The sequence below is a fragment of the Pseudomonas sp. S2_E01 genome (assembly GCF_054668365.1).
Genome location: NZ_CP162762.1, coordinates 60,620 through 72,667 on the forward strand (window position 1 = coordinate 60,620; position 12,048 = coordinate 72,667).

13 protein-coding genes are annotated in these 12,048 nt (G+C 60.3%); 8 read left to right on the top strand and 5 right to left on the bottom strand.

Features of this window, described 5'->3' with window-relative positions; genetic code table 11:
• Positions 1-4: 4 nt before the first annotated feature.
• A complete protein-coding gene (locus tag AB4O36_RS00300; RefSeq protein WP_460120642.1) occupies positions 5-1,342 on the top strand; it encodes a DEAD/DEAH box helicase in 1,338 nt (445 codons plus the stop codon).
• A 77-nt stretch (positions 1,343-1,419) separates the two neighbouring features.
• Here the strand turns inward: AB4O36_RS00300 and AB4O36_RS00305 are convergent, their stop codons facing one another.
• Together AB4O36_RS00305 and AB4O36_RS00310 are read right to left on the bottom strand one after the other, a co-directional pair.
• Positions 1,420-2,664 carry a TIGR03862 family flavoprotein gene (locus tag AB4O36_RS00305; protein ID WP_460126887.1) on the bottom strand — a complete coding sequence of 415 codons (1,245 nt, stop codon included), beginning with the start codon at positions 2,662-2,664 and terminating at the stop codon, positions 1,420-1,422.
• A 280-nt stretch (positions 2,665-2,944) separates the two neighbouring features.
• Complete coding sequence (locus AB4O36_RS00310) at positions 2,945-3,865, bottom strand: histone deacetylase family protein (RefSeq protein WP_460140868.1); 921 nt, start codon at positions 3,863-3,865, stop codon at positions 2,945-2,947.
• Between the two features lie 86 nt (positions 3,866-3,951).
• Here AB4O36_RS00310 and AB4O36_RS00315 point away from each other — a divergent pair, with 86 nt between their 5' ends.
• From AB4O36_RS00315 to AB4O36_RS00325, 3 genes are all read left to right on the top strand, one after another.
• The gene (locus tag AB4O36_RS00315; RefSeq protein ID WP_460120646.1) at positions 3,952-4,521 is read left to right on the top strand and encodes a GNAT family N-acetyltransferase; all 570 of its coding nucleotides are present in this window, start codon (positions 3,952-3,954) and stop codon (positions 4,519-4,521) included.
• Positions 4,522-4,627: 106 nt separating this feature from the next.
• Positions 4,628-5,497, top strand: coding sequence for an acyl-CoA thioesterase II (gene tesB / locus AB4O36_RS00320; protein ID WP_460120648.1), 870 nt, complete (start codon positions 4,628-4,630; stop codon positions 5,495-5,497).
• Positions 5,494-6,102 (top strand): HAD family hydrolase, encoded by a 609-nt coding sequence (locus AB4O36_RS00325; RefSeq protein WP_460120650.1) that lies wholly within the window; start codon positions 5,494-5,496, stop codon positions 6,100-6,102. The genes tesB and AB4O36_RS00325 overlap by 4 nt, the downstream gene beginning before the upstream one ends.
• Positions 6,103-6,135: 33 nt before the next feature.
• Here AB4O36_RS00325 and AB4O36_RS00330 read toward each other — a convergent pair whose 3' ends face one another.
• Positions 6,136-7,095: an alpha/beta hydrolase gene (locus AB4O36_RS00330; protein ID WP_460140869.1), complete on the bottom strand. Its 960-nt coding sequence runs from the start codon at positions 7,093-7,095 to the stop codon at positions 6,136-6,138.
• Positions 7,096-7,989, bottom strand: a complete 894-nt coding sequence (ypfJ, locus tag AB4O36_RS00335; protein WP_460120653.1) for a KPN_02809 family neutral zinc metallopeptidase — start codon at positions 7,987-7,989, stop codon at positions 7,096-7,098. It abuts the gene before it with no gap.
• A gap of 270 nt (positions 7,990-8,259) precedes the next feature.
• Between ypfJ and AB4O36_RS00340 the strand changes: the two genes are divergently transcribed.
• Positions 8,260-9,138 (top strand): DMT family transporter, encoded by an 879-nt coding sequence (locus tag AB4O36_RS00340; protein ID WP_460120655.1) that lies wholly within the window; start codon positions 8,260-8,262, stop codon positions 9,136-9,138.
• Positions 9,139-9,322: 184 nt separating this feature from the next.
• Positions 9,323-10,000, top strand: a complete 678-nt coding sequence (locus tag AB4O36_RS00345; protein WP_460120656.1) for a TetR/AcrR family transcriptional regulator — start codon at positions 9,323-9,325, stop codon at positions 9,998-10,000.
• Positions 10,001-10,011: 11 nt separating this feature from the next.
• On the opposite strand, the gene AB4O36_RS00350 is transcribed toward AB4O36_RS00345, so the two are convergent.
• A complete protein-coding gene (locus AB4O36_RS00350; RefSeq protein ID WP_460120658.1) occupies positions 10,012-10,923 on the bottom strand; it encodes a LysR family transcriptional regulator in 912 nt (303 codons plus the stop codon).
• A gap of 214 nt (positions 10,924-11,137) precedes the next feature.
• On the opposite strand from AB4O36_RS00350, the gene AB4O36_RS00355 reads away from it, so the two are divergent.
• Positions 11,138-11,566, top strand: a complete 429-nt coding sequence (locus AB4O36_RS00355) for a DUF4160 domain-containing protein (protein ID WP_460120660.1) — start codon at positions 11,138-11,140, stop codon at positions 11,564-11,566.
• Complete coding sequence (locus tag AB4O36_RS00360) at positions 11,563-12,009, top strand: DUF2442 domain-containing protein (protein ID WP_460120662.1); 447 nt, start codon at positions 11,563-11,565, stop codon at positions 12,007-12,009. The genes AB4O36_RS00355 and AB4O36_RS00360 overlap by 4 nt, the downstream gene beginning before the upstream one ends.
• Positions 12,010-12,048 lie beyond the last annotated feature (39 nt).

Below are 12,048 nucleotides of genomic sequence, written 5' to 3' on the forward strand. Positions count from 1 at the left end.
TCCCATGACTTTCGCCAACCTTGGCCTGATCGAACCCTTGTTGCGCTCTCTCGAGACGCTTGGCTACCAGACTCCGACGCCGGTCCAGGCGCAAGCCATTCCGGCGGTGCTGGCCGGTCGTGACCTGATGGCCGCGGCCCAGACCGGCACCGGCAAGACCGCCGGTTTCGCCTTGCCGCTCCTGCAATTGCTGGCCATGGAAGGTCCGAAAGTCACCGCGAACTCGGTCCGTGCGCTGATCCTGGTGCCGACCCGTGAACTGGCAGAACAGGTTCACGAAGCCGTGCGCCAGTACGCCGAGAACCTGCCGTTGCGCACCTATGCGGTGTACGGCGGTGTCAGCATCAACCCGCAAATGATGAAACTGCGCGGCGGCGTCGACCTCCTGGTCGCGACCCCGGGCCGTTTGCTCGATCTGTTCCGCCAGAACGCGCTGAAATTCAACCAGCTGCAAACCCTGGTCCTGGACGAAGCCGACCGCATGCTCGACCTGGGCTTTTCCGAGGAACTGGCGAACATTTACAGGGCGCTGCCGAAAAAACGTCAGACCCTGCTGTTCTCCGCGACCTTCTCCGATGCCATTCGCCTGCTCGCCGGGCAAATGCTCAATGACCCGCTGAGCATTGAAGTGAGCCCGCGCAACGTCGCGGCCAACACCGTCAAGCAGTGGGTGGTGACGGTAGACAAAAAGCGCAAGCCGGAGCTGTTTGTGCATTTGATGCGCAAGGGCAAATGGAAGCAGGTGCTGGTGTTTGCCAAGACTCGCAATGGTGTGGACGCATTGGTGGAAAAACTCCAGGGCCTTGGCGTTAACGCCGACGGCATCCATGGCGACAAGCCGCAGGCGACCCGCCAGCGCGCACTGGACCGGTTCAAGGCCAGCGAAGTGCAGATCCTGGTGGCCACTGACGTCGCCGCCCGGGGGCTGGATATCGAAGACCTGCCGTTGGTGGTCAATTTTGACCTGCCGATCGTGGCCGAGGATTACATCCATCGAATTGGCCGCACCGGCCGTGCGGGCTCGACCGGCGAGGCGATTTCGCTGGTGTGCGCCGATGAAGTGAATCTGCTGTCGGCTATCGAGATGTTGACCCGTCAGACCTTGAAGCGTCAGAACGAACCGGAGTTCGAACCAGAGCATCGGGTGCCGGACACCGATGCGAGCGGCCAGGTGATCAAAAAGCCGAAAAAACCGAAGAAGCCGAAGGTTTCCGGTGGTGGCGGCAAGCGCAATCTGGGTAAGTGGGTGGACAGCGGAGACGCCGCACCGGTGGAACCTTCGATCAAGCCTGTGCGCAAAGTGCCGGTGTTCAATACGGGGCCGCGTAAGAGGAAGCCTTGACGGCAGCTACAAGCTGCAAGCTGCAAGACAAGTGCGCTCCGCTTGCAGCTTGCAGCTTGCAGCTTGCAGCTTATAGCTTATAGCTTGCAGCTGCTCCTCACCCACTCCACCATCCCCAACCCTGCTGCACGCCCACTGGCGAAACAGGCGGTCAACAGATACCCCCCCGTCGGCGCTTCCCAGTCGAGCATTTCCCCGGCGCAGAACACGCCCGGCAACTGCTTGAGCATCAATCGCTCATCCATCGACTCGAATTGCACGCCACCGGCGCTGCTGATGGCTTCGTCCAGCGGACGGGTTTTCACCAGCGTCAGCGGCAGCGCCTTGATCGCCCTGGCCAGCAAGGCTGGATCGGCAAAACATTCGGCGCCAGTCAGTTCCCGAAGCAGCGCCGCTTTCACGCCGTCGATGCCCAGTTGACTGTGCAGATGCTTGGACATCGAGCGGGAGCCGCGTGGTTTGCTGAGGGCTGCGATGACTTTATCCACAGGTCGATTCGGCAACAGGTCCAGGTGAATGGTTGCCGACCCGTGATGGTTGATGGCTTCGCGGATCGGTGCCGACAGCGCGTAGATCAGGCTGCCTTCGATGCCGGTGGCCGTGATCACGCATTCGCCAAGCCGAGGAATGTCGTCGTTCAGCCCAATGGCGATGTTTTTCAGTGGAGCGCCGGCGAATTTGCTGACCATCAACTCGCTCCAAGCCTGCACTTCGAACCCGCAGTTGCTCGGCTGCAGGGGCGCCAGTCCTACGCCGTGCTTCTCCAGTTGCAGCATCCAGGCGCCATCCGAGCCCAGGCGTGCCCAACTCCCGCCGCCAAGAGCGAGCAGGGTGGCGTCAGCCTGGACGGTTGTTTCGCCGTTGGGGCTGTGGATAAGCAAGCTCCCGTGCTCGTCCCACCCGAGCCAACGGTGGCGGGTGTGGATAACTACGCCGCTGTCGCGCAGGCGTTTGAGCCAGGCGCGCAGCAGCGGGGCGGCTTTCATGTCGGTCGGAAACACCCTGCCGGAGCTGCCGACAAAGGTTTCGATACCCAGGTCGTGAATCCACTGGCACAGCGCCTCGGCGCCAAAGGCGCGCAGCAGCGGGGCAATCTGCGGTGCACGCTCGGCGTATCGCGAGAGAAACGCCGGATAGGCTTCGGAATGGGTGATGTTCATGCCGCCGACCCCGGCCAACAGGAATTTTCGCCCCACAGAAGGCATGCCGTCGTACAGATCGACCTTGATTCCAGCCTGGCTCAGCACCTCTGCGGCCATGAGGCCAGCGGGACCGCCGCCGATGATGGCGACCTGGGAGAGGGGCGTGTGGGGGAGGGTCATGGGCAGTGCTGCGGTCTGGCGGAATAAGCCGGGCATTCTAGCAGCACATAAACCCTGTAGGAGCGAGCTTGCTCGCGATAGCGGCCTGTCGCACAGCGGAGATGTTGTATGGGATGGCCTCATCGCGGGCAAGCCCGCTCCCACAGGAATCAGTGGATTACATGAGGTGATCAAAAAATGATCGCTGCAGTGGAGGCCTTGATTCATAGGGTCTGGATGACCTTTCTCTCAGCTTATCCACAGGCAGCTCCACAGCCATTGTGGGTAACGCATCCACAACTCAGTGACAACCTGATGACGTCCAAACCCGCTGTGCGCTGTGGTGGAGAATGCCGTGACGCCGCGCCAGCGCCTTGCGATCCTGACTGTAGCCACCGCCGATAACCCCCATCACCGGGATATCCCTTCCCAGGCAATGACGCATCACGCTTTCATCCCGTGCAGCCACGCCTTCGTCTGTCAGCTTCAAGTAACCGAGCGCGTCATCCTTGTGCACGTCGACACCGGCGTCGTACAGCACCAGATCCGGTTGATACAACGGCAGCAGATAATTAAGCGTGTCATCGACAATTTTCAGGTAGTCAGCATCGCCCATTCCCTTGGGCAGTGGGATGTCCCAGTCGCTTTCGGCCTTGCGTGCAGGAAAGTTTTTTTCGCAATGCAGGGAGACGGTGATCGCGTCCGGGGTGTTGTGCAGGATGCGTGCGGTTCCGTCGCCTTGATGCACATCACAGTCGAAGATCAGCACCCGGTTCACTCGGCCGCTTTCCAGCAGGTAATGGCTGATCACAGCGAGGTCATTGAAGATACAAAACCCCGCCGGGTAGTCGTAATGCGCATGGTGCGTGCCGCCAGCCAAGTGGCAGGCCAGGCCATGCTCCAGCGCCTGCTCAGCGGCCAGCACCGAGCCGCCGACCGCACGCACCGTGCGCCTGGCCAGGGCTTCGGTCCAGGGCAGGCCGAGGCGCCGCTGGTCCTCTCGGGACAACTCGCCGCTCATGTAGCGTTCGATATAGGCAGCGTCATGTGCGAGGGCGAGAATCTCGGGTGGACAGAGTTCCGGACGCAGCAGGTCTTCGTCCCGGGTCAACCCGCTGTCCACCAGGTGATCGCGCAGCAGGCGGAACTTGTCCATCGGGAAGCGGTGTTCCGCCGGGAACTCGGGGCTGTAGTCTTCGTGGTAGATCAACGGCATCGGCATAGCAGGATTTTCAGAACGGCGGGCAGGAATGCAGGAAGGATCCTACCAGCGTTGTAGACTGGTGACATGGGAAGGGGAGAACACGATTGGAGCCAATACTGGAACTTGAGAGCGCGCGATTGTTGCTGCGCCAGTGGCGTGACGAGGATTTGCCGGCGTTTGCGGCGATGTGCGCCGATCCTCAAGTGATGCGCTATTTTCCCGCTCCCCTGAGTCGATTGGAAAGCGCTTCGCTGATTGGCCGGGTGCGGGGGCATTTTGCCGAGCACGGTTTTGGTCTTTGGGCGCTGGAGCGCAAGGACACCGGAGCATTCATCGGATTTACCGGTTTGGGCGTGGTGGGTTTCGATGCGCCATTCACTCCCGCCATCGAAATCGGCTGGCGCCTGGCCCGTGAACACTGGGGCCTGGGGTACGCCAGTGAAGCGGCCTGGACCGCTCTGCGCTGCGGTTTTGACCGTCTCGCGCTGGACGAGGTGGTGTCGTTTACCAGCGCGACCAACACGCCCTCGGAAAAAGTCATGCAGGCGATCGGTATGCGGCATGATCCGGCAGATGACTTCGAGCACCCAAAACTCGCGGCGGGCCATCCTCTGCGCCACCATGTGTTGTACCGCATCAGCCGTGAGCAATGGCTGCAAACCTTGCATGGCTAAGCCGGCCCGGACGTTTACAATGGCACCCATGATGGCCCCGGCCAGAACCTGAATGGGCCGTTGCAGCCGAGACTGCGCGGCATTGCGTTGTGTGAGGAGAGTCTGAATGAGCCACGTGTTGGAAGATCTGGTCGACTTGCTGACCCTGGAACCGATCGAGGAAAACCTGTTCCGTGGCCGTAGCCAGGACCTGGGCTTCCGCCAGCTGTTCGGTGGCCAGGTGCTCGGTCAGTCCCTGTCTGCCGCCAGTCAGACAGTTGAAGAAGCACGGCATGTGCATTCGATGCACGGTTATTTCCTGCGTCCGGGGGATGCCGGATTGCCAGTGGTCTATCAGGTGGATCGGGTGCGCGACGGCGGCAGTTTCAGTACGCGTCGGGTCACGGCGATCCAGAAGGGCCACCCTATTTTCACGTGCAGCGCCTCGTTCCAGTACGACGAGAAAGGCTTCGAGCACCAGCGCGAAATGCCAGTGGTGGTTGGCCCGGAAAACCTGCCTTCGGAACTGGAATTGACCCAGCAGCGTGCTCACCTGATCCCCGAGCACATGCGTGAAAAATTCCTGTGTCCCAAGCCGATCGAATTCCGACCGGTGACCGGAGAAGATCCCTACAACCCCAAACCTGCCGATCCGGTCAAGTACGTGTGGTTCCGCGCCGACGGTGCATTGGCCGATACCCCGGCGCTGCACAAATACCTGCTGGCCTACGCTTCGGATTTTGGTCTGCTGACCACTTCGCTGCTGCCCCATGGCAAGTCCGTGTGGCACAAGGACATGCAGGTCGCCAGTCTCGATCACGCCTTGTGGTTCCATGCGGACCTGCGTGCCGATGACTGGCTGCTGTACGCGATGGACAGCCCTTGGGCCGGCAATTCTCGCGGTTTCTCCCGGGGCAGCGTGTTCAACCGTGCCGGGCAACTGGTGGCGTCGGTTACGCAGGAAGGCTTGATCCGCCACCGCAAGGATTGGGCATGAGCCTGACCGACGTACGCCACTGGGTGTTCGACATGGACGGAACCCTGACGGTGGCCGTCCACGATTTTGCGGCCATCCGCGTGGCGTTGGCGATCCCGGCTGCGGACGACATTCTCACACACCTGGCGGCATTGCCCGCCGACGAAGCGGCAGCCAAGCACGCCTGGTTGCTGGAGCATGAGCGGGATTTGGCATTGGGTTCGAAGCCGGCGCCGGGTGCCGTGGAGCTGGTGCGCGAGCTGGCGGGGCGCGGCTATCGACTGGGAATTCTCACGCGCAACGCGCGGGAGCTGGCGCATGTGACGCTGGAAGCCATCGGCCTGGCCGACTGTTTTGCCGTGGAGGATGTGCTGGGCCGTGACGAAGCGCCGCCCAAACCGCATCCGGGCGGCTTGTTGAAGCTGGCTGCGGCCTGGCAGGTGCCAGCTAGCGAGATGGTGATGGTCGGTGATTACCGCTTTGATCTGGATTGCGGCCGGGCGGCGGGAGCGCACACGGTACTGGTGAATTTGCCGGATAACCCGTGGCCTCAATTGACCGATTGGCACGCGGCGGATTGTGTCGAGTTGCGGCGGATGTTGTTGGCTCGAGATTGTGGTGTCTGAGAGGTCCCATCGCGAGCAGGCTCGCGAGCTTTTTCACTGATCGAACAAGGCTTTTTGCCCTTCCACCGACATCAACATCTCTCCACCGTTGTGACCAACCCCAGGCACTTCCACCAGTTGTTGATTCAACCCCTGGGGATGACGGCGCTTGAGGTATTCAAAGTAGTTGCGTCCACGGGCCAGTCGGTTGGCGCCCTGGGCCCTGGCTTCGCAACCCTTGTCCAGTGCCGGATGATTCGGATCGATGTCCTGCTGGCCCAGCAGATAAACGATGTCGCGCTGAACGTAGTTTTCCTCCAGTTGCGCAGGCGTTTGTCCTTCGGCATAGGCCGGTAAATCCGACAGGCCATACTTCCAGCGATTGAACGCCGGGCAACCGGCATGGCTGAAGGCTACGGGCCGTCGTTCATCGAAATAAGCATAGGAAGACGGGTTGGCAATGACGTAGCGCACGTGCACACCCGCCGCCTGAAGTTCTGGCTGGTCATGACTGAGCAATGCATAGCGCTGGACCACCTGGGCGCCGCCGGAGTGGCCGACAATCACGACATCCTTCACATCGGGAAACTGCCGGCGATCGCCGAGCCGGGCGATGATCTGATCCAGCGCAGCATAGGAACTCAGGGCGAAAGGTGCGGTGGATGAGCCGCCGGCCATCCAGTCATTGCCCTGCCAGCGCAGAACGGTGTCGGCCACAGGATGGCGTTCCACGTCGGTTTCATTGAGAAACTGCGGGGCGATGACCAGGGTATTGGCACTTTGTCCCGCCTGCTCCGTCGCGCGCTCGGCGTTCTGGCGATAGGTTTCGGCATTGCGCAATCGCCCATGGAGGACGATCAGCACGCGCTCGATTTTCCCGGGCGCCGGACCGATGCCCACTGCCATCTCGCCTTCTTTCAACAACAAGCGTCCGGGGCTGATTTCCTTGACTCCCTGCCCGACAGCCTGGGTACTTGCAGTGGTCAACAACAGGATCAACAGCCACTTTTTCATCTACAGATTTTTCGCCGCAAAGGTATCGCACTGGCCCACCTGGCCTTGCGCAAATCCGGTTTTGAACCAGCGCACTCTTTGCGCTGATGTGCCATGGGTGAAGGAGTCCGGTACCACGCGGCCCTGGCCCTGCTGCTGCAAACGGTCGTCGCCGATGGCGTTGGCGGCGTTCAAGGCTTCCTCGATGTCACCCGGCTCCAGCCAGTTGAGGCGTTTCTGTGCATGATTGGCCCACACGCCGGCCAGGCAATCCGCCTGTAACTCCTGACGCACCAGCAAACCACCATCGCCTTCCATTTGCCGGCCCTGTTGGCGGGCGGCCTGAATTTTCGCCGAAACACCGAGCAAGGTCTGAACGTGATGTCCGACTTCGTGGGCAATCACGTAGGCTTGGGCGAAGTCGCCTGCGGCGGCAAAGCGTTGCGACATTTCCTGGAAGAATGACGTGTCCAGGTACACCTTCTGGTCTGCCGGGCAATAGAACGGGCCGGTCGCCGACGTGGCAAGACCGCACGCCGAGTTCACCCGGCTGCTGAACAGCACAAGGGTCGGGTCTTTATACTGACGACCAGCTTGCTGGAAGATATCGCGCCAGGTGTCTTCGGTGTCACCCAGGATCGATCGCACGAACTCCGCGCCTTCATCGTTGGCCGGTGGCGCCTGGCGAGTTTGCGTCGAGGTGGGTGCCGATTGCTCGCTCATCTGGCCGGTGAGTTGTCCGAGGATCTGCAGCGGGTCCTGGCCAGTGATCCAGCCGATCCCGACAATCAGCAGGATTGCCGTCAGGCTCAGCCCCTTGCCACCACCGAAGCGCATGCCGCCCCCACCACTGCCGATGTTATCGCCACGGGCGTCGACCACGTTGTCGCTGCGCCTGCCTTTTCTCCATAGCATGTGGGAATCCTCTGCTGGTCCGTGGGATGAGTGTTGCTGCTGTGTGGGAGTGGCGCCAGTCCGGTCGTCCGGCTTTTACCGCACCGGTGCGCATCGTCGACTTGTAGGAACATGGATCGCCCCTCAAATTCCCTTAAGCGCGGGGTTTTTATCTTCGTTTGATAATCGGCTGGAACATCTGGCCAAAGCGGCCCCGTCACGGTTACGGTATGCGTACGACGTCGCGGGTTCGCAATGTCTTTATGATCTGTGGAACACAAGGAATACCTGATGACCGTCAGCACCCCGCTTTCCGGTGTAAACCAGCCCTTCAAAGGGATTCTGCTGATAGTCTTCGCTACCTTCCTCTTCTCCAGTCATGACGCCTTCTCGAAATACCTGTCCGGGTTCTATCCCATCGTCATGGTGGTCTGGGCGCGTTATGTGGTTCACACCTTATTGATGGCTGGCATTTTCCTGCCACAGTCCGGGCTGCGAGTCCTGCGCACAAAACGGCCGATGCTGCAGTTGATACGGGCGTTATGCCTGCTGGGCACCAGTCTGTTCTTCACCACTGGACTGCTGTACATCCCATTGGCGGAAGCCACGGCGGTCAACTTTCTTGCGCCGGTACTGGTAACGGCCCTGTCGGTGCCGTTACTGAAGGAGCGTGTCACCCGGGGACAGTGGATCGCCGTCATCTGTGGATTTATCGGGGTGCTGATCATTGTTCACCCTGGCGGTGATCTGTTCACGCCGGCGGTGTTGCTGCCGTTCTGCTCGGCGATGTTTTTCTGCTTCTATCAGTTGCTGACCCGCAAGCTCAGCAGCGTCGACAGCCCGACAACCAGCAACTTCTTTGCCGGGTTGTGCAACACCCTGGTGATGAGCGCGCTGGTGCCGTTCTTCTGGCAAGTGCCCAGCGTGACGCATGGCTTGATGATGGTGGCGCTGGGGGCCTGCGGGATGACGGCGCATCTGTTTCTGACCCAGGCGTTTCGCTTCGCCGCGCCCGCGCTGCTGGCGCCGTTCGGCTATTGCCAGATCATCTTCGCCGGTTTGCTGGGTTGGCTGCTGTTCTCCCACACCCCGACCCTGACCACGGTGATCGGGATTGCGGTGATCTGTTGCAGTGGGTTGGCGGCAGCGTGGCAGCAGAGTCGGCGGTAGAAAGATGGCTTGCGGGCCGTATTGACCCTTATGGGAGCAGCCGGTCGACGCTCACGGTGCGATTCGTCAGGCGAAGTTGTAGGAAATTGGTAAGCGTGAGGCTAAACCCGCGCCGCGCAGCTTCCTTCGCTTTGCGACGCGGCTCATAATCGCCAGCTTGTACAGTGATGGCCGTGAGCCCGCGATGACCGTGATTTCAGATCTTTCCGCAGCGCCGGACGAACCTTTGGCCGAGCCTCGCAAAAGTCGCAAGAACAACCCGGAAAAGACCCGCGAGAACATTCTTCAGGAAGCCATTGTCGAGTTCGTCCAGCAGGGCCTTTCCGGAGCCCGTGTCGACGCGATCGCCGAGCGTATCCACACCTCAAAGCGCATGATCTATTACTACTTCGGCAGCAAGGAGCAGTTGTATCTTGAGGTGCTGGAGAAACTCTACGGCGACATTCGCAGCACCGAAAATCGCCTGCACCTGGCCGAACTGGCGCCGGTCGACGCGATTCGGCGATTGGTCGAATTCACCTTCGATCACCATGATCGCAATGTCGATTTCGTGCGCATCGTCAGCATCGAGAACATTCACAACGCCGAGTATGTGAAACGCTCCGATGCGATCAAGGCGATGAACAGCACTATCCTCGATTCACTGGGTGAGGTTCTGCAGCGAGGCGCGCTGGAAGGTGTGTTCCGCTCGGGGCTCGAGCCGCTGGATGTGCATTTGTTGATCAGCTCGTTCTGTTTCTATCGTGTGTCGAACCGGCACACGGTCGGTGAGATCTTCGAGATCGAGTTGCCGGACGAGCGCATCAAGCAGCGTCATCGGCAGATGATTTGCGAGTCTGTGTTGCGCTATCTGCAAGCCTGAAGATTTTTCGTTCAGCGTGGCAGTTGTTCGAGGAGAAAGTCGATAAATGCCCTGAGCCGCAAAGGCATATGACGGCTTTGCGGGTAGAGCAGGGTGAAAGGACGCGAACGGCCGCCGTAGGCTTTGAGAACTTCCACCAGAGACCCGTCGGCCAATTCCTTCTCGACAATAAACCGATAGGTCTGAAACAGGCCTGCCCCGTGTTTTGCCAGGGTTACCCCGCCCAGAACGTCGTCGGAACAACTGAGATTGCCCTCGGCGAGAATCTCGCGCTGCCCCCCGTTTTCATTGAATAACCAAGCGATGCGCCGTCCGCTGCTGGGTAGCTCGAATTGAATGCACTCGTGCTGCTTGAGGTCATCCAGGGTCTGCGGCGTGCCCGCGCGCGCCAAGTAGGCGGGGGCGGCGATCATCACCAGTTCTGCATCTTCCAGTTGGCGGGCGATCAGGCCGGAGTCTGGAATCGCCCGCACGCGGATGACCATGTCATAGCCTTCGCCGACAAAGTCTATGTTGCGGTTGCTGATGTGCGACTCGACTTTGACCTGGGGAAAACGTTCTCGAAAGGCCGGGAGCAACGGCAGGATGCGGTGATGGGCATAGGTGGTGGGGATGCTGATGCGCAAGGTGCCTGAAGGCTCCTGCTGTTGGCCCATCACCTCGCGTTGAGCCTCGACCAGTTGTGCCAATGCCTGACGACACTCCTCGTAATACCGGCGGCCGCTGTCTGTCATTTTCACGCTGCGGGTGGTGCGTGCGAATAAGCGGACCCCCAGCCGTTCCTCCATGCGCGATACCGAGCGGCTCACCGCTGCCGGCGTAACGCCTGCCACCAGCGCCGCAGCGGTAAAGCTGCCGGCCTCGGCGGCCAGGCAAAACAGTTCGATGCTACCTAGCTGAAGATCGTCGAATGTGCGCTGCATGATTGATTACACCGGGGATCAAATTGGGAACCTGACGCAGTGTTTATCAAATAACCGAAAGGATTGCTTACCATTTTTGCGTGCAATCGTCCGGCTCACCAGGGCATCGACAGCTAGCCTGAATGACGATCGACGAGCGCAGATCGACGCCGATTATCGGATTTCTCATGGAAAGATCAGTCTCCGGACTCAATAACCTAACGGATGGGTTAGTATGAAATTGTTCAGCTACAAAGGCCTTTCGGTCGTGATCATGTTGCGCGATGAACATTGTCCGCCCCATGCACATGTGGACGCCGGTGCCTGGAGCGCACGCTTCAAGTTCAGCTACTGGCATAACAGCGTCGAACTGTGGGATGTGGTTCCCGTGTACAACCGGCCGCCTGTAGCTGTTCTGGAAGGCTTGCGTCTCGCACTCGGGCAGCCGGCCCATTTGCGACGTGCCCGTTCGGTCTGGTGGGACAAGTTGCAAACGGTCTGCCTCGACCATCAGGTGTGGGACTGGCAGACCAGCGAAGTCGTGGTGGTGAAACGCATTGCCACCACGACCTACATGATTGACTCGGCCTGCTATGAGCCCGAGACAAACAAGACCCTGCTGGCGCTGTTGGGCGCTGCGCAAGGGGTGGAGATCCAACTATGAAAACAATAGAAGCCGGGACGCTGGTTGATCGACCCGTCACCGAGTCCTTGCTGGATGAGGCCATTCAGCGTGGGCAAATGCGCCGCAAAAACAGTTTGCAAGTCACGTCGGTGACGTTTGCAGAACCGTGCCTGGTGCTCGGTTTCATCGATGGCAGTGGCGTACTGCTGCCCGTGCGCAATTATGTGGAATTCGATGATTTCGAGGTCGATGATTTCGCGGGGTTGACCGTCGGTTTTTCCGGGACTGCCTTGTGTCATGAAGGCAAGGATCTGCAGGTGTCCATCGCCGGGTTGATCTCGGCGAGCAAGCCGTTGATGGACATGGCGGCCTCAGTGGTCGCCTCGCGCAATGGGCGCCAGAGCAGCGCTGCCAAGGCCGAGGCCGCCCGGGCCAACGGTCGCAAGGGCGGGCGTCCGCGAAAGACAGAAGTCACCGAATGAGCGCGCACAAAAAAGCCGTCGCAATGACGGCTGGTTTGT